This is a genomic window from Providencia manganoxydans, from assembly GCF_016618195.1.
Taxonomy (GTDB): Bacteria; Pseudomonadota; Gammaproteobacteria; order Enterobacterales; family Enterobacteriaceae; genus Providencia; species Providencia manganoxydans.
In genome coordinates this window covers 774,084-795,874 of sequence record NZ_CP067099.1, presented here as the reverse complement: position 1 = coordinate 795,874, position 21,791 = coordinate 774,084, and the positions used below count along the sequence as shown (strand labels likewise).

17 protein-coding genes are annotated in these 21,791 nt (G+C 41.0%); 6 read left to right on the top strand and 11 right to left on the bottom strand.

Annotated features, from left to right (window positions below):
- The first annotated feature begins 13 nt into the window (after nt 1-13).
- From JI723_RS03440 to JI723_RS03430, 3 genes are read left to right on the top strand one after another with little or no spacing between them, the layout of a single operon-like run.
- A complete protein-coding gene (locus JI723_RS03440; protein WP_337979780.1) occupies nt 14-2,788 on the top strand; it encodes a secretin and TonB N-terminal domain-containing protein in 2,775 nt (924 codons plus the stop codon).
- Between the two features lie 46 nt (nt 2,789-2,834).
- Nucleotides 2,835-4,508, top strand: coding sequence for an ABC transporter ATP-binding protein/permease (locus JI723_RS03435; RefSeq protein WP_070926948.1), 1,674 nt, complete (start codon nt 2,835-2,837; stop codon nt 4,506-4,508).
- Between the two features lie 2 nt (nt 4,509-4,510).
- Nucleotides 4,511-7,300: a M16 family metallopeptidase gene (locus tag JI723_RS03430; RefSeq protein WP_337979779.1), complete on the top strand. Its 2,790-nt coding sequence runs from the start codon at nt 4,511-4,513 to the stop codon at nt 7,298-7,300.
- A 98-nt stretch (nt 7,301-7,398) separates the two neighbouring features.
- On the opposite strand, the gene JI723_RS03425 is transcribed toward JI723_RS03430, so the two are convergent.
- From JI723_RS03425 to JI723_RS03415, 3 genes are all read right to left on the bottom strand, one after another.
- The gene (locus JI723_RS03425; protein ID WP_337979778.1) at nt 7,399-8,370 is read right to left on the bottom strand and encodes a hypothetical protein; all 972 of its coding nucleotides are present in this window, start codon (nt 8,368-8,370) and stop codon (nt 7,399-7,401) included.
- A 275-nt stretch (nt 8,371-8,645) separates the two neighbouring features.
- The gene (locus tag JI723_RS03420) at nt 8,646-9,116 is read right to left on the bottom strand and encodes a flavin reductase family protein (protein ID WP_337979777.1); all 471 of its coding nucleotides are present in this window, start codon (nt 9,114-9,116) and stop codon (nt 8,646-8,648) included.
- Nucleotides 9,110-10,246 (bottom strand): LLM class flavin-dependent oxidoreductase, encoded by a 1,137-nt coding sequence (locus JI723_RS03415; protein WP_272580439.1) that lies wholly within the window; start codon nt 10,244-10,246, stop codon nt 9,110-9,112. The genes JI723_RS03420 and JI723_RS03415 overlap by 7 nt, the downstream gene beginning before the upstream one ends.
- 229 nt (nt 10,247-10,475) lie before the next feature.
- Here JI723_RS03415 and JI723_RS03410 point away from each other — a divergent pair, with 229 nt between their 5' ends.
- The 3 genes from JI723_RS03410 to JI723_RS03400 all read left to right on the top strand — a co-directional run bounded on the left by JI723_RS03410 (nt 10,476) and on the right by JI723_RS03400 (nt 12,435).
- Nucleotides 10,476-10,937, top strand: coding sequence for a MarR family winged helix-turn-helix transcriptional regulator (locus tag JI723_RS03410; RefSeq protein ID WP_272580440.1), 462 nt, complete (start codon nt 10,476-10,478; stop codon nt 10,935-10,937).
- 30 nt (nt 10,938-10,967) lie between these two features.
- The gene (locus JI723_RS03405) at nt 10,968-11,816 is read left to right on the top strand and encodes a helix-turn-helix transcriptional regulator (protein WP_272580441.1); all 849 of its coding nucleotides are present in this window, start codon (nt 10,968-10,970) and stop codon (nt 11,814-11,816) included.
- Nucleotides 11,817-11,931: 115 nt separating this feature from the next.
- Nucleotides 11,932-12,435 (top strand): GNAT family N-acetyltransferase, encoded by a 504-nt coding sequence (locus tag JI723_RS03400; protein ID WP_070926966.1) that lies wholly within the window; start codon nt 11,932-11,934, stop codon nt 12,433-12,435.
- A 69-nt stretch (nt 12,436-12,504) separates the two neighbouring features.
- Here JI723_RS03400 and deoD read toward each other — a convergent pair whose 3' ends face one another.
- The 8 genes from deoD to JI723_RS03360 all read right to left on the bottom strand — a co-directional run bounded on the left by deoD (nt 12,505) and on the right by JI723_RS03360 (nt 21,612).
- Nucleotides 12,505-13,221 (bottom strand): purine-nucleoside phosphorylase, encoded by a 717-nt coding sequence (gene deoD / locus JI723_RS03395; RefSeq protein WP_070926968.1) that lies wholly within the window; start codon nt 13,219-13,221, stop codon nt 12,505-12,507.
- Nucleotides 13,222-13,394: 173 nt separating this feature from the next.
- Nucleotides 13,395-14,618, bottom strand: a complete 1,224-nt coding sequence (deoB, locus tag JI723_RS03390) for a phosphopentomutase (RefSeq protein WP_070926970.1) — start codon at nt 14,616-14,618, stop codon at nt 13,395-13,397.
- A gap of 65 nt (nt 14,619-14,683) precedes the next feature.
- On the bottom strand, nt 14,684-16,006 hold the full coding sequence (gene deoA / locus JI723_RS03385) for a thymidine phosphorylase (RefSeq protein ID WP_319067050.1): 1,323 nt from the start codon (nt 16,004-16,006) through the stop codon (nt 14,684-14,686).
- Nucleotides 16,007-16,049: 43 nt separating this feature from the next.
- Entirely contained in the window at nt 16,050-16,829 is a 780-nt protein-coding gene (deoC, locus tag JI723_RS03380) for a deoxyribose-phosphate aldolase (RefSeq protein ID WP_070926974.1), read from the bottom strand.
- A gap of 566 nt (nt 16,830-17,395) precedes the next feature.
- Nucleotides 17,396-18,670, bottom strand: coding sequence for a NupC/NupG family nucleoside CNT transporter (locus JI723_RS03375; RefSeq protein WP_272580458.1), 1,275 nt, complete (start codon nt 18,668-18,670; stop codon nt 17,396-17,398).
- Between the two features lie 402 nt (nt 18,671-19,072).
- Nucleotides 19,073-19,882, bottom strand: a complete 810-nt coding sequence (locus tag JI723_RS03370) for a TatD family hydrolase (RefSeq protein WP_337979776.1) — start codon at nt 19,880-19,882, stop codon at nt 19,073-19,075.
- Nucleotides 19,875-21,029 carry a patatin-like phospholipase family protein gene (locus JI723_RS03365; RefSeq protein WP_272580444.1) on the bottom strand — a complete coding sequence of 385 codons (1,155 nt, stop codon included), beginning with the start codon at nt 21,027-21,029 and terminating at the stop codon, nt 19,875-19,877. The genes JI723_RS03370 and JI723_RS03365 overlap by 8 nt, the downstream gene beginning before the upstream one ends.
- A 184-nt stretch (nt 21,030-21,213) precedes the next feature.
- Nucleotides 21,214-21,612: a BON domain-containing protein gene (locus tag JI723_RS03360; protein WP_070926980.1), complete on the bottom strand. Its 399-nt coding sequence runs from the start codon at nt 21,610-21,612 to the stop codon at nt 21,214-21,216.
- Nucleotides 21,613-21,791 lie beyond the last annotated feature (179 nt).

Here is a 21,791-nt window from a genome sequence, read left to right as displayed (position 1 = left end):
ATAAGGGATACTCATGTCAATTCGATTCACACACCAACGGCTTAAGCCTCTTGCATTATTGGTTGCAGCCAGTACTGCAATAGTTTGCCAATCAGCAATAGCGCAAGAGGTTACATTTACACTACCAGAACAACCACTTGCGACTTCTGTCGCGCAAATCAGTCAGCAAGGACAAATTCAATTACTCTATAATAAAAACCAACTTAATGGATTACGTGCACCAGCACTATCAGGTAACTACACCGCACAAACCGCATTACAAAGAGTACTTATCGGTAGTGGATTAGAACTGATCAATGAAAATGGTGTATTAGTCATTCGTCCACAAAACCTCAATCAAGGCACATTAGTGCTACCCGAGACCCAAGTTTCAGGTGTGGTACAAAACCATCCTGCTACTGATGTGATGTCTGCACCTCAATATGTAACTTCTGAAGAGATCAGCCAACGCAATACGGGTGATGGCAATATCACTGATTTAATGAAAACCAACCCAGCCGTTCAGTTTGCTAATAACGACAGCAACTCCATGAACCAAGGAGAAATAAAACCTTCTCGTATCTCAATTCATGGTTCTAGCAGTTACCAAAATGCTTACCGTCTTGATGGCGTGAGTTTTAATAATGACTTTGATCCCGCAGACAATGGCCTTGGTGAAACTGCCACACGGTTAAGCAGTAGCGATCAGGGGATTTATATCGACAGTCGTCTAATCGACAGCATGGCAGTGTATGACAATAACATACCTGTTGAGTTTGGTGGCTTTACTGGAGGGACTGTTGAGGTCAATAGCCGTCGCTGGCAAGGTGAAAATAGCGCCCATGCCTATTATCGATTAACGCGTTCGGGTTGGAATAATTTGTTCCACGATCCCTCTCTCGGTATCAACACCTCTAAAAATGACACAGCGAACCCTGCTCGTTTCCAAAATCGCTATGATAAAGATGATTTCGGCGGCTGGTTTGAATTAGGTGTCAGTGAAAAATCAGGTATTGTCTTCTCCGCATCTCGCCGTAGCTCTACGATCCCAATGACAGTGACTGGAGGTGACTCTGTCATCTTTGATGAAAACAACCAAGTACAAATGGTTGATTTTGCATCAGGTGAAAAAAAACAGCACCGTACATCTGATAATTACTTCCTGAAATACTCGCTCGATCTTACCGACAAAAGCACGTTAGATCTTTCTGCTAATTATGCATCTTATGATAGCCGTCTATTTTCTGCTTCTGTGATGAATTCAGGCTATGGCTCAACCCATGATGGGCTAGGGTTTACCGCGGTCTTTAAACATCAATTTGATATTGGTCAATTAGAGTTAACCGCCAATACTCAAGAGCTAAAAGATGAGCGTACAGATGACCAAAAATATTCACTCACTGTGCGTGCGATTGATTATCAAACTTGGCAAACCGCAGAGAGTAGTAGTGGTGGTTTAGGGGATTTAACCTCAAAACAAAAAAGCCATGGTTTAAAGAGTGTGATGCGTTTCAATACCATTGAAGATGGTTTAGGGCTCACTCATAAACCGACATTAGGCGCTGAGCTTAATTTCACCAAAGGAACTTACAAGCGCGATAAAGATTACTTCCGTTATACCTATACAGGTAGCGTAGATAATAACGCCACCTACAGTGGTTACCTCAGTAATGTCACCCGCTTCCAAGCGGGAGAACACTCCGCTGACTATACCAATTACGCGTTCTTCCTTGATGACAACATTCAATTTGGCAAACTAACGTTGCGTCCGGGGGTTCGGGTTGATCGAGATGACTTTGTAAACCGTACTAACATAGCACCTCGTTTATCGGGTAACTATGACGTCTTTGGTGATGGAAAAACCCAAATTATTGCGGGGGCTAACCGTTACTACGGCCGCTCTATGCTGACCTATGCGTTATATGGCGCACAAAATGATGGCATGCAAATATGTAATAGCTATGGTGAGTTTGATCCCTGCTCTCTTGATCCTAACAAAAACGATTGGGATAACAAAAAAGATTACGAAGGTATTGATTCACTAAAAACCCCATATAACGATGAGCTGACTGTTGCACTGCAACAAGAGGTGCTGTCGACAACATGGCGCTTGCAATATGTACATCGTGAAGGCTATGACGAGGTCAGAACCCGCACCAAATATGACACTCGTGATGCTGATAAACGCAGCATTCGCTCATTTGATAACGGTGGACGCAGCTCACATGATACCGTGACGCTTTCTGTCAACAATAGCCAACCGTGGGAATGGGCAGAAGCTTCTCATGTGATGACCGCATCACTCACATGGCAACAAAGCGAAAGTAATACCCCCAAAGATTCAGGCTATAACGCATTCGATCCAGCGAATAAGGTTAATCTCAATAAAGTGTGGTATGACGGTAAAGTTATCGACGCATCCAAATTACCTTCAACCAGTTTTAATTCCCCCTTTAAATTCAATTTAGAGTTGACCAGTGTTTGGGATGATTACGATCTGACTTGGTACAACCGCCTGCAATGGTGGGGAGCGCGTAACCAAGCCGTCCGCTATGACAATGCTTATGCCTTTGATCCTGAATATGGGCAAGTTCGCAAATACACCAAGCAACATTTCACCAGTAAATACACATGGGATACGCGCCTCGGCTGGAAACCAGACTTTGCCTATGGTTTTGGTTTCTCCGTTGAAGTGAACAACATCCTAAATAATAAAAATATTGCTGACCGTTTTGTGTTTGAAGACAGAGTGTTGAAATCTTATGACCCCGGTCGCCAGTTCTGGCTACAGGTTAACTATGACCTTTAAACACCCTCTATAAATTTTAGTTAGCAATGTGAGCTATTAAAACGTCATGAAGACATTAAAACAATTTTTCTACTTAGTTAAACCATTTTGGGGGCAGCGTTCTGCCCTTCTCTGCTGGCTATTACTTGCCGCTTCACTGGGGCTGACACTCTCTTCAGTGTGGTTCAACGTGAAAATGAACATGTGGAATGGCGACTTCTATAACGCCCTGCAAAAACTGGATGGACAGGCACTCTATGGCCTACTGCAATATTTTGTCGTGTTAGTGAGTGGTTTGATCTTAGTGGTCGTTATGGGGAACTACCTCAAACAAATGTTAATCATCCGTTGGCGTAAAGGTATGACTGAACAGGTACTTAGCCGCTGGTTATCGCCCAATAGCAAACACTATATGTTACGCCTAACCTCACAAGAGCCTGATAACCCAGACCAACGTATTGCAGAAGATATTCGCTTACTGATTGAATCAACACTGAATTTGTTAGTCACCTTCTTACATTCCATGCTGACACTGGTGTCATTTGCCACCATTCTATGGACCCTTTCAGGTAGCTTGTCCTTTCAATTTGCGGATAGCGACTGGACAATTCCCGGTTATATGTTTTGGGCTTGTATCATTTACACCATTATTGGTATTGCGCTCACTCAATGGATTGGTTTCCCACTACGCCGTTTAAATATGGATAAGCAGCGTCGCGAGGCCGATTACCGTAGCACGCTGATCAATTGCCGCCAGCACGGTGATGCCATCGCAGGTCAGCGAGGCGAAAGCCAAGACAAAAAAGAGTTGATGCATCGATTTGGTGAAATTGTTGGCAACTGGAATCGATTGATCCGTTGTGAACGAAACTTGTCCTTCTATACCGTTGGCTACCAACAAGTGACCGCGCTGGCCCCTGTCTTACTTGCGCTGCCTAAATTCCTTGCTGGTGAAATTATGTTAGGTGGATTAATGCAACTTCGCCAAGCCTTTAGCAGCGTTGCCACCTCACTAGGTTGGTTTATCTTTGCTTACAAGGAGATAGCGGCTTGGCAAGCTACAATTTCGCGACTGTATAATTTTGTGATCTTATTGGAAAACGATAAAGCTGCACAAGTTAGCATTACTGAGCAGCAGCCAGCTCTTAATGCAACGCTTTCCGTTTCAACGGCAGATAATCGCACCTTATTTGAACCGCTAACACTAACCGCTGCACAAGGGCAGTTGACTATTATTTCAGGCCGCTCAGGCATTGGTAAATCAACATTGCTGCGTACCTTAAGCGGCCACTGGCCATTCTTTACTGGCAACATTGAGCGGACAAACCATCTTATGTGGATCCCGCAACGGCTTTATTTACCCGTTAGCCGCCTAGAAAGTTTGCTCGCTTACCCAAAAGATAGCTCCCAATTTACAGAAGCCGACTTTAAACATGTGTTAAGCCAAGTTGGACTAGAAAAGCTACATCACCAGCTTAGCTTAGAAACGGATTGGCACAATCGACTCTCTGGCGGTGAACAGCAACGCATCATGTTTGCGCGTTTATTACTAAATCGCCCACCGCTGATGTTATTGGACGAAACCACTTCAGCGCTCGATGAAAATAGTGCCCTTGAAATGTTGCAACTGCTCAAAGCTCAACTCCCTGACAGCGCAATTGTATTGGTTAGCCATCAACGTTTTTTATGGCCATTAGCCGATCAGCAATTCCCATTAATTGAACCTCATAGGAACATCTGATTATGTTTCGTCAAATCACATTGACCGCCTTGATTGGCTTACTACTTAGTGGTTGTGCCAACCATGCCACTCACCGAGAAAATAAGCAGGCTCAGTTACCTGTTCGTAGCGATCTACAACATTATCAACTGGATAATGGGTTACAGGTTTATTTACTACAACGTAATCAACCGGGTGTAGAACTGCGTTTATTAGTCAAAAGTGGCTCACTACAAGAAAATGAACAACAGCTTGGATTAGCGCATTTTACTGAACATATGGCATTTAAAGGCACTAAGCACTTCCCCGGCACCACGGGTTTTAAACAACTGGAACAGCAAGGGCTAAAATTAGGCAGCCATGTCAATGCCATCACGAGTCTCAATTCAACACTGTATAAACTTTCACTGCCGAAAGCGACACCCGCACAAGTTTCAACAGGTTTACAAGTGATTGCTGATTGGGCAGCGAATATGACATTCGATCAGGAAGCATTTGAAACCGAACGCCCAGTGATTATTGAAGAGTGGCGCTTACGCCAAGGAATGGGCTATCGTATTAACGATAGCCTTGAACAGTTACGTTATCATGGCAGCCGCTATGCACAACGTAACCCGATTGGCTCATTAGATATTGTTCGTCAAGCACCGATCGAACAAGCTAAAAACTATTATCAAACATGGTATCAACCACAGCGCATGGCTTTATTAGTCATTGGTGATTTCAATAACAGTAAAGTACGTAACGACATCAATACATTGTTTGCGTTACCTCAACCTACTGTACCTTCTCAAGATAGCCCTGAGTGGAAGCAATTTGCCCATTCTACTCAGATGTTAATTCAACCTGTATTTGATAAAGAGCAGGGGGCGCGTTTTATTCAATTCGCACTACAAAAAGATGTGACTGCACCACTAAACACGCACCAAGGGCAATATGAAGACCTAATGGATAGCTTATGGCTAGCTATTTTGAATCAACGTTTTTCAGTGTTAGTTGATAATGGTGTTTTGCCTGCGATTAGCATCAATGAACAAGGATCAATGCTAGATAACCAGCGCCTCCAGCAGTTAATGATTATTCATCCTAAAGGTAGTGACTATACAGCTGCCACTGAAGTGCTATTTACTGAGTTACAACGTTTAGCAACAGAGCCCGTCACCCAAGAAGAACTGAATAGCGCACGTCAAGCAATGTTGAAAAAATTGAGTCAACAAGCCGCTTCAGAGCAGCGCTATACGAATGAATATTTAGCGGGACAACTCACTACGGCGCTTGAATACGATATGCCAATGTGGAATAAACGCCAACAGCTTGATAAAAGCTATCAAATGATAAACTCGGCCAAGCCACAAGATCTACAACAGCATGTTGCCAATTTACTTACTATCGCATCCCCTCGCTTGGCATTGATTGGCCCTGATACTGACGCAGCCACCTTTAATCGTTCAGCCTTCGAGCAGCAATGGCAAAGTATTCGTCACAGTTCTCCGGGACCATTCACATTGCGCTCGCAAGCAATCACCTTGCAATTACCCAATGTCATCAAAGGATCAATTAGCCAACAAACACCACTCCCTATTGCAAAAACAGAACGCTGGCAGTTAAGCAATGGCATCCAAGTGATTGTCAAAGCAGATAAAAATCTTAAAGATGATATTCAATTCAATTTACAACTTGCAGGTGGCCGTTCACTTGAAACAGTTCAAACAGCAGGATTAACCGATTGGGCGCTGAAACTGCCTGAAAGCAGTGGTTATGGTAAATACAGTGCTCGCGATCTCGCTTTGCTGGCGAAACAAAATCAAATCTCGATCCGCCCCTATAGTGAATTGCTGACACATGGTTTTCGCGGTAAAGCCCCCGTTGATAATTTAGAAATTGCATTGCAATTATTGCATCTGAAACTCACTTCACCACAATTTAGCGGTGAAAAACTTGAGCAGCAAAAACAATCATTTGCATTGAACTTAGCCAAAACGCCAGTTGAACGAACATTCCTAGATAATATTAATAAGGAAAGCTATCAGCATGGTGAATTATTAACTATTGACCCACAGGGTGGCTGGAAACACTTTACGGCAGGGCAACTCCAACAAGCAAACCGTCAGCTACTCACCTCAACGGCAGATATGACCTTAGTGATCACCGGTGCTGTCAATAGCAAACAGCTTAAGGCACAGCTAGAGCAGTGGGTTGCCTCGATCCCAGCCGATAATCGCCAGCTCGCATGGCATGATCAAGGGATCATGCCGAAGATGTCGAGTTTCAATAAACGTTATCCAATAAGTAGCAGTGATAAAAGCATGGTAAGCATTCAGTTTGCCGCTCCTGCACAGTGGACACAACAAGATCAATTGGCGATGCAATTGCTAGATACCGTAGTGAGTCAGCGCTTACGCAGTGAATTACGCGAAAAAGCCAGCGGCATCTATGCGCTTGGTTTTTCTCAAATGTTAGCCAAAAAACCACAGCCTTACTATTTTGCGCGACTCAATTTTACCACGTCTCCGGAACGTGCTGATGAGATGGCGCTAATTGCGCAAAAAACCCTTCAACAGCTACAAGCGTCGGGTATTAGTCATAAAGAACTTACTGAGGCCAAAAATATTTGGTTGACTGAAAATAAACAAGTGACGGATAGCTCAGGTTATTGGACAGAGGCTCTGGCACAGATTGCGTCTGATGATCAGCAGTATCAACGTTTAAACCAAGAAACTACGATAATTCATCAGTTGCAGATAGAAGATATTAACCGTATTGCTCATCAATATTTAGGGCAAAACACAAAAGTGTTTATGATGACACCTTAGTTAACTCAAGAAATCAACCAACGGAAGATTAATATTCAATCTGTTGGTTGATTTTAAACACGCTTTTCTAGGCTCTTGAGTAAAAAAACTATTATTGACTAATTTATCGTTAATTTTTTATTTATCCAAATTATAAATCTCTTGTATAAATGAGAAAATATTTCTTTAATACTAGTTTGTTCTATGGGTTTTACTTCCTGAAATTTCGGAAATAAATTTTTCGGCTCTGAAGTATCATACTGATAGCTCTCTTTCAATTCTCTACGTCTATCGTTAGCACATTGTTCAATAACTTCAATAAATTTTTCCTCAATATTTCCATCAATATATTTTGAAACTTTTCTTTTTAATTCACATTGATGAGATTCTATGAATTCAATTGATTGAAATTTGAAACTATCTATAATTGCTGCTTTAAACTCATATAGCTTACGTGGGGTAATTTCTTGTAAGCCAGAAACTGACCTTACCGCACTCCAAATCCTGCTTATTGGAGAATAGTTTTCCTTTATAACCACATAATATCTATCTAAATATTTATTAATAATTTCATCTATCTTTTTACAAACCACCTCATTATCATATTTTTTCAGTATTGATTTAGCCTCAACCATTTCCTTTTCAAACATTTCAGGAGTTTTACTTGACATCACCTCATTAAATCTCGCCTGAATTTTAGCCTCAATTTTACTTAATGATTTCAATGAGATAGTATTAAAAGCTATTTTACATAAAATCGCTTCCTCTATCGAGTGATAAAAGCGAATGCGTTTGAATGTAGGTTCAGGTTCTATTTCATGTAAAGTTGATTGATTTAATTGGCTTTCTGTAAGTAAACACTCACTGATAACTTTATTTATTTTCTCACGCACGGTTTGACTTTTCATTTCAGAAACCTGAAATTTAAGATCATCCATGCTTTTTTTGAAAACTTCATAATCGACACTGTTTTTTACCCGTCTAATTTTCTCTTCAATTTTACCCAATGATTTTTCTGAAATATTATCATTATTATTTTTTCTTTTAATTGATTCAAACAATGTATCATTGGTCTTTATATGATTAAACATAATTACCTTCCCTTTAAATAATCGTAATAGAAGTAATTTCAAAAGAGATAACTTATCTATCATTAACAATATATAAAAGGAAAGATAATACTAGCAAATATCGCTACAACATTATTTACACATAAACCTAATATTAGTTAAAACTATGATTTATTAATAGGAAAGAAAAAAATAAGAATAACTACAGTAGAAACAAAACGAAGTTTATGTTAAGATAATTAGTTAGGCTCATAGTAGACGATAAATAACGTCTGACATGAGCCTAAAATAAGTTTTTAAATCATTGGCTTACCATCTCGATACAGTAAGCACATATTATCGGTATGCTTCTGTGCCACCACCGTTGCAGTAATAATGCTGTGAGTGACATCATCAATAATATTATCGACAATACAATCAAAACTAATGGTTGTATCATCTAATATTGGTGCACCAGTGTGTAATGTATTCCATTCACCTAAGCTAAAACGTTGCTCGCCTTTATGCGTTTTGCTGGCAAATTGCATTGCTTGTTCATGCTGTGTTTCTGACAACACATTAACTGCAATCCCTTCACCAATGCTAATTTGCGGATGTGCACTCGCCGTTTTTCCTACACAAATCAAGAAACGAGGGGGATCAACACTCACTGAACAAAATGACGATGCGGTTAGCCCATTACGCTGCTCATCAGATTTCACTGAAATCACCGCAACAGGTAGCGCTAGCTTACGCATACCGAGTTTGAAATCATCAGCAGTTAACATACATCTTTCTCCCCGTTAAATGGCAATCTCAAACCTTTTGCCTCTAATCGTGGTAATACTTCTTGGCAGAAATATGGCAGCTCTTTTGCATAGTTCACAAATGCTAATGTTGAACCTGCAAATCCTGCTTTAGACAAACGTTCAATACCATCAGCGACATCATCAGGCGTTCCGACCAAAGGATATCCCCCATGTCCCGCAGAAAAACGATTACGAATAAAATTGAGTTTATCTTTCGGGAAGGACTCGGCATTTTCAAACATTAAACGAATAACATTATCAACGGCTCCCCAATCAGCATGTTCTTGTGAATACCATTCATGAAACTCCTCTGCTTCCTTACGGTTTTCACGGCATACCACATAAGAAAAAGTTAAAATATTCAACGCAGTCTCTCTTTTGATTTGCTCCGCTTGCTGTTTCAGCTCTGCAATTTCTTTTTCCGAACTTTCTAGGGTAATTGTGGAAGTGAAAAGGAAATCAGCATTACGGATCGCAAATTTACGCCCTTGAGCGGAGCCTGCCGCATTTAAAATCGGCACGTTTTTATTTAGAGGATGTGGGTAGCCGTAGGTATTTTTCAAATTAAAGAATTCACGATGCCAATCAAACGGTTTTTCTTCTTTCCATAGCGCTTTGATCACATCAACCCATTCTTGGCCATAGGCATAGCGGCTTTCATGATCATAAGGCAGTTCCCCGCCTAATGCTTCATACTCAGGACGGTTCCAACCACAAACCACATTGAGGCCCGCTCGGCCATGACCAATGTTATCCATAGTTGCGATCTGTTTTGCCACAACGACAGGGTGATTAAACGAAGTATGAACTGTACTAAAAACACTAATATGTTGTGTTCTAGCAAGTAGTGCTGAAGCCCAAGTAATAGTTTCTAAAACATTACCATGAAAGTTGGTTTCACCGCCGTAACCTATCCATCTTGCTATTGGCAGAAGAAATTCGATGCCAGCAGCATCGGCGATCTCCGCCATTTGTAAATTATTTTCCCATGAATTATCCCATCGTTCGGGGATTTTTGTGACCGCCATCCCCCCTGAACAGTTTGCTGCAAATAGACCAAGCTTAAATTTATTATCGTTAAACATCTGATTTGATATTGTTTTTTTCATTATTTCATCTCACAGTTATAGTTTGCTTACCACATTACAACAGCAAAATACTTCAAACTTAAATAGTTTAATGTTAAAGTATTTAATATTAAAGTATTTGACTATTGGTTATAAATCAATCAAAAAATAAGATTCAGGACACAAAAGTCGCTTTAAAATTTAATTCAATTAAAATTCAATTAGTTAAATATTGAAAAAAGATTTATGACCAATAAGGAGTTTTAAAGGAATGAGCAATCAAGAAAACGAATCGAGAAATGATACTTCTGATGTGAAACTTTGGTTACGTATGTTGTCTTGCGTCAAGTTAATCGAAACAGATCTACGTAAAAAGTTAAGGGAAAATTTTGAATTTACCCTGCCACGATTCGATTTATTGTCGCAATTACAGCGCTATCCGGAAGGGATCAAAATGAAAGAGCTTTCTCGTTTGATGTTAGTTACCGATGGCAATATCACCAGCCTCGTTGATGGCTTAGAGAAAATGGGATTAGCAGAAAGGATCCTTAATGATCAGGATCGTCGTTCAAACTATATAAAAATAACACCACAAGGCAATGAATTATTTGAATTAATTTCAATTGAACATAAAAAATGGCTAGATGGATTATTAAAAAATATCAATCCACAGGATAAGACATTGCTTTATGATTTGTTAAGCACATTGAAAAATAGCCTAACAAAAGAGTGAAATATATTCTTGAAAAATAAAGAGGATATTATGAGTATGACAACATTTGGTGAATTAAAACTATATTATTTACGCTATGGAGATACTGTTCAAATTCAACATAAAGAACAAGCCAATTGTTTTATACTGCATATACCTCTTCGCAGTGATGCGGCATTGTTTGATGGAACTGCCTATTTTGACCAAAACAATGAACATATTGTATTGATTAATCAAAATAATTCTAGTCAACTCATATGGGATCATCGAGAAGAAACACTGCTAATTTTTATTCCTTATTCACTTTTAGAACGAACACTTGTGAGCCAACTTGGCCATCTGATTGATACCCCCATAGTATTTGAAACGGCGCTTTCTAGCTATAATGCCAGTACTTGGCGCCATCTCGCGAAATATTTACTCAGCTGTATTTCTGATCACGAAGTATTACGACAGCAAAAGTACGTTGTGAGCCAATTGGAAAAGCTCATTGTCAGTTCTATCCTGTCAACATTTCCTCATAATCACAGCGCAGGCAACAACCAAAGGATCAGCAATGTTTGTCCTAGACATGTAAAAAAAGCACAAGATTTTCTGCATATTCATGCTCATGAAAATATTACGATGGAGCAGCTTGCTCTGGTCGCAGGTGTCAGCTCACGCAGCTTATACAGTGGCTTTCGCCATTTTTTAAATGTCAGCCCAATGCAATACCTTAAAACATTAAGATTAGATAAAGTTCGTTCAGAGCTTTTATCTGGAGATGTTAATAATATCACTGGAATTGCTTTACGTTGGGGATTTGCTCATATGGGGCGCTTTAGTGCTGAATATAAAGCTCGATTTGGTGAAACTCCAAGCCAAAGCTTGAAAGGCACCCTGTTTAATCATCCACGATAAGTGGTTAAAACTATTCAATTTAATGTTTCATATTTTAAGATTATCAATTGACAATCAACATACTTAGTGTGATTAATGATATTGATATCTAAAAGAGTTGAAGAGACATTACATTATGAGTGATATAATTATCCGCAGAGCAACCATTGACGATGTTCCTGCCCTGACACAAATGCACACCGACTATGCTGCTTATGCGAATACGCTACAGCTTCCTTACCCATCAACAAAAATTTGGGAAACTCGACTAAGCTCTAATGATCCTCTGGTCACTCATTTTATTGCAACTCTTGATGATGAAGTGGTTGGCATTCTAAGCGTTTATCAACCAAGTCAGATCCGCCGTCGCCATACAGCTACCTTTGGCGTGACGGTGAGTCATCACCATCAGGGTAAAGGTATTGGCTCTAAATTAATGGCAGTGATGGTCGATTACTGTGACAACTGGCTCAATGTGCGCCGTATCGAGCTCGAAGTCTATGCCCTCAATGACAATGGCCTTGGACTATATAAGAAATTTGGATTTGAACAAGAAGGCATTATGCGTGATTATGCTTTCCGTGATGGCGAATACGTTGACGCTATTGTGATGAGCCGAATCAATAAAAAACGCGGCTAGTACTGTAAAAATGCCGTACATAATTTGTACGGCACCTAAGAATCAACAAAATTATTGCTCTAACAATAATTATTTATCGCCTAACAAAACTGAGTCCAGAGCGATTTCGATCATTTCGTTAAAAGTGGTTTGGCGTTCATCTGAAGTGGTTTGCTCACCAGTCTTGATATGATCAGACACCGTACAGATAGTCAGTGCGCGTGCACCAAACTCCGCAGCGACACCATAAATACCCGCAGCTTCCATCTCAACACCAAGGATGCCGTATTTTTCCATCACTTTGAACATATCAGGATCCGGTGAATAGAACAGATCGGCAGAGAACAAGTTACCTACACGTACATTCACATTTTTCGCTTTTGCAGCCTCAACCGCATTGTGAACCAATTCATAATCAGCAATTGCTGCAAAATCATGATCTTTAAAACGTTGACGGTTAACTTTCGAGTCAGTACATGCCCCCATCCCAATCACGACATCACGTAACTTAACATCATCCATTACCGCGCCACATGAACCAACACGGATAATCACTTTCACGCCAAAGTCAGTGATCAGCTCTTTTGCATAAATAGAGCAAGATGGGATCCCCATACCATGTCCCATAACAGAGATTTTACGGCCTTTATAAGTCCCAGTGAAACCTAGCATGCCACGTACATTGTTCACCTGACGAACGTCATCAAGAAAAGTTTCTGCAATATATTTTGCACGTAATGGATCACCTGGCATCAAAACGACGTCAGCAAAATCACCCATTTCTGCATTAATATGAGGAGTAGCCATTATCATTATTCCTTATAAATCATTTAATTAAATGGTTTAGCGTAACTGTCCGATATAGTAGCCAGTCACTCTACTGGCTGTCTACGGCAAATGCCCAATTTTTATTAAGGGGTTAAATAAATAAGGCAGTTTCCTGCCTTATTTCAGTCATATTTGATGATGAGTATCATCACTTACAGCATTGATTTACCGTACTCCATTGGCGATAGATCGAAGTATTTCGCTACCGTTTGTCCAATATCAGCAAAGGTTTCACGATGGCCTAAAGAGCCAGGTTTGACTTTTGGTCCATAAATTAAAACAGGAATGTGCTCACGAGTATGGTCAGTACCTTCCCATGTTGGGTCACAACCATGGTCTGCCGTTAAGATCAAAATGTCATCATCTTCAACTAATTCCATTAGTTCAGGTAGACGGCGATCAAATAGCTCTAACGCACCTGCATAGCCAGCAACATCACGGCGGTGGCCATAAGCAGAGTCAAAGTCAACAAAGTTAGTGAAGACAATGGTTTTGTCGCCCGCTAATTTCATTTCTTTTACTGTTGCATCAAATAGCGCATCAATGCCAGTCGCTTTCACTTTTTTAGTAATGCCAACATGCGCGTAGATATCCGCAATTTTACCAATAGAAACGACTTCACCTTGTTTTTCTTCCACTAATTTTTGCAGCATGGTTGGTGCTGGTGGTTCAACAGCAAGGTCATGTCGGTTACCGGTACGTTCAAAATTACCCGCTTTATCGCCAATAAATGGACGAGCAATAACACGACCAATGTTATAGCCCCCATTGGTGAGTTCTTCACGAGCGATCTCGCATAACTCATACAATTTATCTAAGCCATAGGTTTCTTCATGGCAAGCAATCTGGAATACCGAGTCAGCCGAGGTATAGAAAATTGGCTTACCCGTTTTCATGTGTTCTTCACCCAGTTGATCGAGGATTACTGTACCTGAAGAATGGCAGTTACCTAAATAGCCAGGGAGATTTGCACGTTTCACAATAATATCGAGCAGCTCTTGTGGGAAGCTGTTTTCATGATCAGCGAAATAACCCCAATCAAATAAAACAGGAACACCCGCGATTTCCCAGTGACCAGACGGCGTATCTTTACCAGAGGAAAGCTCACTTGCATAAGCATAAGCGCCGATGATCTCTGAATTAGGGTCAAGGCCCGCAGGAAATTTACCACAAGACTCTTCAGCCGCTTTACCCAGCCCTAGCTTGGTTAAGTTAGGTAAATGCAAAGGACCTTTACGGCCTTTATCTGCTTCACCGCGCGCACAAGCATCTGCAATGTGGCCTAATGTGTTTGAGCCTTCATCATTAAATTTGTGCGCATCACCCGCAGCACCAATCCCGAAAGAGTCCAACACCATAATAAATGTACGTTTCATAACTTCTCTCCTGCGTCATCATTCCCAATCGTTGGGAAGAGCCACTGATAAAACTAATTTGTTAATTATTCGCTAATTTGGCGATAAACCATTGGCGTCGTTTCTGGTGCTTTATCACTAATCACCATAGCAGCTCGTACTTCTTTCGCCGCCTCTTCCCACGCTTTTTCACTATTAGCATGAATAATAGCAAGTGGTGTTTGGCTATCAACTGTTGCACCCAGTGCCGCGATATCGCTTAAACCAACGCTATAATCAATCGGATCTGTTGCTTTGCGACGCCCACCGCCCAATGTCACCACGGACATACCCAGTGCTCTGGTATCCATAGCGCTAACAATGCCTGATTTCTCTGCATATACCGCTTTGTTCAATACGGCGGTAGGTAGATATTTGCTATAATTCTCAACGAAATCACTTGGGCCTTTTTGTGCAGCAACCATGCGTCCAAAGACTTCCGCGGCTTTACCATTATCCAACACCGCTTGTAGTTTCTGACGTGCTTCATCTCTACTGGCAGCCAAAGTACCGGATACGAGCATTTCAACACATAATGCCATAGTCACTTCATACAAACGTGGATTACGATATTCACCCGTTAAAAATTGTACCGCTTCACGTACCTCAACCGCATTACCTGCACTAGAAGCCAGTACTTCATTCATATCCGTCAGTAAAGCCGTAGTTTTACAACCCGCACCATTCGCTACTTTAACGATTGACTCGGCAAGTTGCTCTGATTTTTCATAAGTTGGCATAAATGCACCTGAGCCAACTTTGACATCCATAACTAATGCATCAAGGCCTTCAGCCAATTTTTTACCTAAAATAGATGCCGTAATTAATGGAATTGAATCTACAGTCGCTGTGATATCACGTGTCGCATAAAAACGTTTATCAGCCGGTGCGAGTGAGTTAGTTTGACCAATAATTGCCACACCAACATCACTAATGATGTCACGGAAACGTTCATCATTAGGAAAAATATCAAAATTAGGGATTGCTTCGAGCTTATCTAGCGTTCCCCCTGTATGACCTAGCCCACGCCCTGAAATCATGGGCACGTAACCACCACATGCTGCTACCATTGGGCCTAACATCAGTGAAGTCACATCACCAACACCACCCGTAGAATGCTTATCAACTAACGGGCCATTGAGGTTTAGTGATTTCCAATTTAATACAGTGCCTGAATCACGCATTGCTAACGTTAGTGCAACACGTTCATCCATTGTCATATCGTTGAAATAAATGGTCATTGCCAAAGCAGCTATCTGACCTTCTGAAACGGAATTGTCACGAACGCCATTAATAAAGAAACGAATTTCTTCTTCACTCAGTACTTTACCATCACGTTTTTTACGGATAATTTCTTGTGCCAGAAACACGGTATGCTCCTTAACTCAAACAGGATTTAGGTAATTGCTTAAATTAATAGCTACTACTTGATTTTTTTGTTTCGAAACCAAGTGTATTCAGCAAGTTAGCTAGCAAACTAGATGCACCAAAACGAAAATGGCGCGAGTCTGCCCAGCCTTTACCTAAAATACGATCTGCTAATGCTAAGTATTGAGCGGCTTCTTCTGCCGTACGAACACCACCAGCAGGTTTAAAGCCCACTGTTTTTGCAACGCCCATATCATGGATAACTTGCATCATGATCTCAGCACTTTCGAGAGTCGCATTAACCGGTACTTTACCTGTTGATGTTTTGATAAAATCCGCACCCGCTTTAATAGAAATTTCAGACGCTTTACGGATAAGAGCAGGATCTTTAAGTTCACCTGTTTCAATGATCACTTTCAATAATACATTCGCTTGTGCGCATGCATCTTTACAGGCTTTCACTAAATCAAAACCAATTTTTTCATTCCCTGCCATCAAAGCTCTATAAGGGAAAACCACATCGACTTCATCTGCACCATAAGCAATAGCAGCACGAGTTTCAGCCAATGCAATATCAATATCATCATTACCATGTGGGAAATTGGTAACTGTAGCAATGCGTACTTCTGGAGTACCTTGCTCACGTAAAGTCTTACGTGCAATCGGGATAAAACGAGGGTAAATACAGATGGCAGCAGTTTGGCCCGCAGGGCTTTTTGCTTGATGACACAACGCGATCACTTTTTCATCCGTATCGTCGTCATTTAGGGTAGTTAAATCCATCAGGTTCAGTGCGCGTTGCGCAGCTGCGGTTAAATCAGTCATAAAAACTCTCCAACGTTGTGAATTCTGTCAGAACAACACGTTCTTTGTTGGCGAGCGGGCTTGGTTCCTTAAAGATGCTACTCGAAAACCCGAATGTAGCAGCTGAATTCCTTCTCACCGCACAATGCCCTAGAGTGCATCCACTCTGAGAACTAGCAGTCCATAGCAGCTTACTTATACCTATTTGACCATAGAACTAGGCTATTTTGTGTGCTACAAATCACATTAATTGCCTGAACGTTACATTGTTAAATAAAAATTTGTGAACATTATCGCAATTATACGCTATTTCATTTCATTTTTATTCTCTCTAATGGCTTTTCTTTTTCATTTTATGCCATTAAGAGTAGTTCAAAAATGCTGATGTGGGCGTAAAAGTAGAAAGAATATAACTGAATATATGAACTGAAAAGGGCAAATGCCCTTTTCAGATTATAGACTTATTAGATTTCACGTTGCAGTGCTGTTGACTATGTCTGCTCGACCTTAGTCACATACTGAATGTGACTAAGGTCTTATTCGCTGGTCGCCTACCTGCATCTCGAATTATTTAGAGTATAGATAGACTAGATAATTGCTAGGGTTAAGAAGAAACCAGCAATAGTTGCACTCATTAAGTTAGAGAGAGTACCTGCCAAAACAGCTTTCATGCCAAGACGAGCAACATCACTACGACGATTAGGCGCCATGCCACCTAAACCACCGAGCAAAATCGCCACAGAAGACAAGTTAGCAAAGCCACACAGTGCAAATGAAATAATCGCTTTAGTGTGATCAGACAGGACTTGTTTACCTGCTGCCAACACATCAGCATCTGGTTTCATATATTCGCCAAAGTTCATAAAGGCAACAAATTCGTTAACAACGACTTTTTGCCCAATAAATGAACCCGCAATATTGGCTTCACTCCATGGCACACCAATCAAGTAAGCAATTGGGGCAAACACCCAACCAAGAATTAACTCAAGAGAAAGCTGTGGATAATCAAACCAGTTACCGATCCCACCAAGAATGCCGTTGATCAGGGCAATTAACGCAATAAATGCTAATAACATCGCCCCTACGTTTAGCGCCAACTGCATACCAGAAGCTGCACCTGATGCCGCGGCATCAATAATATTCGCGGGACGTTCATCTTCTGCAACCAAATCAGTTGCATTAACATTATCACGAGCTTCTTCAGTTTCAGGAACTAATAGCTTAGCAAACAACAATCCACCCGGAGCCGCCATAAACGACGCCGCAATCAGGTATTCCATTGGTACGCCCATTTGTGCGTAACCTGCCAATACCGAGCCCGCAACGGAGGCTAAACCACCACACATCACCGCAAACAATTCCGAGTTTGTCATCGTTGAAATGTATGGACGCACCACTAATGGCGCTTCTGTTTGACCAACAAAGATATTGGCTGTGGCAGATAGTGATTCAGTTCTTGATGTACCCAGTATTTTTTGTAAGCCACCGCCCAATACTTTAATAACCAATTGCATAATGCCTAGGTAGTAAAGTACCGCGATTAAAGAAGAGAAGAAAACAATGATTGGCAGTACACGTAATGCGAAAATAAATCCACCGCCGCCAAACAATTCAAACATTTTGTCAGAAACAAGGCCGCCAAAAATAAAGCTCATACCATCTTGACCATAGCTGATTACCTTAGAAACGCCATCAGACATCCCCTGTAATACGCTACGACCCGCTGGAACATAAAGAACAAAAGCGCCGATCACGACTTGAATGATAAAAGCTCCGCCAACAGTGCGGAGTTTAATCGCTCGACGATTGCTGGAAAATAGCACGGCGATAGCTATCAGCACCGCCATCCCGACCAGACTCATAATGAGTTGCATGGAAGTATCCCTGTTCACTTAATTATAGATTGATGTAGATAAAGAAACGTACCCGTTTCCTTGACTCTTTGTGCGATGATTATACCTAGTCCACCCCAATAACCCGCAACCTTCGTCACAAATACGCAGTGCAAAAAGTAACAAAAATTCAGTTCTTGTGATTAAGGTCACATTCTATTATCAGTTTAATCTGGAAAGCACAAAAGGACGTAACAAATAGGTGAAAAACTGGATGGATTAAGGAAAGGAAACCACATCAATTAATAGCCATTGGCAATAAATTTAAAGTGGCTTTAACGATGTATACTCTCAATCATTCGAGTTGCAGGTAGGCGACCAGCAAAAATAGATGGGGAGCATAGATAAACTCAGTGACTCAATGAACATCGCCTAGCCCTCCCCCTGCAACTTGGAATATGATGAGTCTAGCTTAAATAATGATAGACTATTTATATACAGTTGCTCGGCAATTTCATCTGGGCTTTCGTGCCGCAGTTCACATAACGATTTAAAAATTATTTGAATACGTTCAGGGCGATTCGGTTCACCTTGAAACCCTGATACTGGCATATCAGGCGCGTCAGTTTCAAAAACTAAAGACGTTAAAGGCAATTGAGCTATCGCTTGACGGGTTTTATTCGCTCGCTCATAAGTAATGGTTCCGCCTACACCAATAAAATAGCCTAATTTAATAAAGGCTTGAGCTTGCGATAAACTCCCTGCGAAGCCATGAACGACACCACATGCAGGCACTAAATAGCGGCGTAAAATCGCCACTAGCTGGTCATGGCTTTTACGCGAATGTAAAATCACAGGTAAATCAAAACGCTTTGCTAACTTGAGTTGTTCAATCAATATTTTCTGTTGCAGCTCAAATAAGGGATCCTGCATATACAGATCAAGACCAATCTCACCGATAGCAACGCATTTAGTACTATGCTGGGTGAGATAAAACAATAGTGATTCAAAATGCTGTTCTTGAAACCGATTTAAGTACAGTGGATGAAACCCCATCGCAGCATGTAGTTGAGAATAGCTATGTGCTAATTGCCAAACTCGCTCAAAATTATCCACACCAACCGTCGGAATAATAATATCAGAGATCCCTGCCGAGCTGGCTGATGCAAGGCTTTCATCCATCGCATCAATAAAAGGTGGAAAGTCAAAATGACAATGTGTATCAACGAATAGTCTAGTCATTTTTTTCGTTGGCCTGTTTAGCTTCCTCTTCATTGGCTGCCAGTATCGCACCTGTCATAAGTGCTTGCGCTGTATCCGTCATTTTCTTCGCGTGGCTTTGAGCCAGCAATTCCCCTGAGTGCTTCGCCTCAAACAAGGCTTCTGCATAGTCCTCTTGGATTTGCATCTCTTCATGCGCTGCATTTTCAAAACTAAAGCGATTTAATGAGTCATTATCCATGGCGAAATTATGCCCCAAAGCAGCGATAAAATAACGACCGCAACGGCGCCCTGTATGATAATCCTGATTAAGCGATGATAAGCGACTTCCCAATGCACTGCTCTTTAACGGTGTTGGTGGGTAGATTTCAAAAATCTGCAAATTATCTGGCGGATTTTCAATAAACTCTTGGGTGCGACGATAACTTTTCAAATGCACTTTTAGCATAGCCGCCATACGTTGCAAACCATACTTTTCCCCTTCTAACCAACGGGTCATTCTTTTAACCCATTCAGGAGTGAAATACATTTGAGAAGGTACAGTGCGGATCACTACAATAGTTTCAGCGCCACGACGGTATGCCTCTTCCACAGGAATTGCAGCACTGATCCCGCCATCATGGTATAACGTTCCATTAAACTCAACACCTGTACGATAAAAGCCAGGAATTGCGCTGGAAGCTCTTATAATATCTAACCATGTATCTTCTGTTGGTTGCAAAAACTCAGCTTCAAAATCATCACTACGACTCGCTCCCATATAAAATTCACGGCCCGCATTGATTAATTCAAGACCTGAATGCATCTGTAAAGGGAACTCTTTTGATGTGCTCTCGACTAACCAATCTAGATCAATAAGATGACCGCCACGGATAAAACGTAGTGGATTAAAGAAAAGAGGGCTGGTCGTATAGCGAGTGATTACGCGTCGTGCATAACCATGTTGCCCGCAGATATACGCTGAAAGATTCTGCGCACCAGCAGAAGTACCGATCATGATATCGAATGGATTAAAGCCTGACTTTAAAAACTCATCCAGTACCCCCGCAGTAAAAATACCACGTTGGCCACCACCTTCGCAGATAAGCGCAGTTTTACCTTTATTGAGTTCATCAAAAAAAGCTAGAGGTTCAATACTACCGAGTGTGACCGCTATATGTTTACCCATACAATTCCCCTGACAATGATTTCTGTCTAGTGGGCCTCACTTAGCGATATAGCCATCAATAGACACGATTGCCATAAATCAATCAGCAAAAACTGAACCTCTTTGAGATAGAGGCTCAGTTTTATTGCTTACAACTAATATAATCTGGTCAATAACTTAATTTAACCGCATTTAAATTATTATATTAATTCGCAACAACTAAACCGTTTTGTACTGATTTCACACCATTAACCATTGAGACAACCTGAACGACCTTGTCTACTTGGCTGTCTGATTTAACAAAACCAGAGAGATAAACCACACCTTTAACGGTTTTTACTGAAATCGAGTTACTGTCAATACCACTGGTTGTCAGTAGCTTACTTTTTACTTGAGCTGTAATAGAGGAATCATCGATATAATTATCGGTACTTTTCACACCGCTCGATACCGCTTCACTCGTATCTTTACCGGCAATGTCTGCGGTCTTCACGGCGCTGTCCCAAGTATCAGAAGCTTGCTCTTTCAAAGGAGCACTGCAAGCAAATAAAGAACCACTTAACCCAATAACCAATAAAGAACGTAAAAGTACTGAATTTTTCATCTTAACCTTCCTTTTTACTGCTGTTTTAAAGATTAGAGTATGACGAATACAGATAACCCATGCTAATAGATAACTCTATTCGTCATACTTCAAGCCGCAGCACCTTGCATTAAGGTAGGATGACAAGATCCTCTCACGACAATCACAGATTTTCTATGTGCCTAATGAGTTGTTCGTTT

Excerpts from the sequence above, each read along its gene's own strand:
- JI723_RS03415 (WP_272580439.1), bottom strand. The coding sequence starts at position 10,246 with ATGAAAAAAACAATATCAAATCAGATGTTTAACGATAATAAATTTAAG.
- JI723_RS03360 (WP_070926980.1), bottom strand. The coding sequence starts at position 21,612 with ATGAAAAATTCAGTACTTTTACGTTCTTTATTGGTTATTGGGTTAAGT.
- JI723_RS03405 (WP_272580441.1), top strand. The coding sequence starts at position 10,968 with ATGAGTATGACAACATTTGGTGAATTAAAACTATATTATTTACGCTAT.
- deoD (WP_070926968.1), bottom strand. The coding sequence starts at position 13,221 with ATGGCTACTCCTCATATTAATGCAGAAATGGGTGATTTTGCTGACGTC.
- JI723_RS03420 (WP_337979777.1), bottom strand. The coding sequence starts at position 9,116 with ATGTTAACTGCTGATGATTTCAAACTCGGTATGCGTAAGCTAGCGCTA.
- JI723_RS03400 (WP_070926966.1), top strand. The coding sequence starts at position 11,932 with ATGAGTGATATAATTATCCGCAGAGCAACCATTGACGATGTTCCTGCC.
- JI723_RS03440 (WP_337979780.1), top strand. The coding sequence starts at position 14 with ATGTCAATTCGATTCACACACCAACGGCTTAAGCCTCTTGCATTATTG.
- JI723_RS03425 (WP_337979778.1), bottom strand. The coding sequence starts at position 8,370 with ATGTTTAATCATATAAAGACCAATGATACATTGTTTGAATCAATTAAA.
- JI723_RS03365 (WP_272580444.1), bottom strand. The coding sequence starts at position 21,029 with ATGGGTAAACATATAGCGGTCACACTCGGTAGTATTGAACCTCTAGCT.
- deoC (WP_070926974.1), bottom strand. The coding sequence starts at position 16,829 with ATGACTGATTTAACCGCAGCTGCGCAACGCGCACTGAACCTGATGGAT.
- JI723_RS03435 (WP_070926948.1), top strand. The coding sequence starts at position 2,835 with ATGAAGACATTAAAACAATTTTTCTACTTAGTTAAACCATTTTGGGGG.
- JI723_RS03375 (WP_272580458.1), bottom strand. The coding sequence starts at position 18,670 with ATGAGTCTGGTCGGGATGGCGGTGCTGATAGCTATCGCCGTGCTATTT.
- JI723_RS03430 (WP_337979779.1), top strand. The coding sequence starts at position 4,511 with ATGTTTCGTCAAATCACATTGACCGCCTTGATTGGCTTACTACTTAGT.
- JI723_RS03410 (WP_272580440.1), top strand. The coding sequence starts at position 10,476 with ATGAGCAATCAAGAAAACGAATCGAGAAATGATACTTCTGATGTGAAA.
- JI723_RS03370 (WP_337979776.1), bottom strand. The coding sequence starts at position 19,882 with ATGACTAGACTATTCGTTGATACACATTGTCATTTTGACTTTCCACCT.
- deoB (WP_070926970.1), bottom strand. The coding sequence starts at position 14,618 with ATGAAACGTACATTTATTATGGTGTTGGACTCTTTCGGGATTGGTGCT.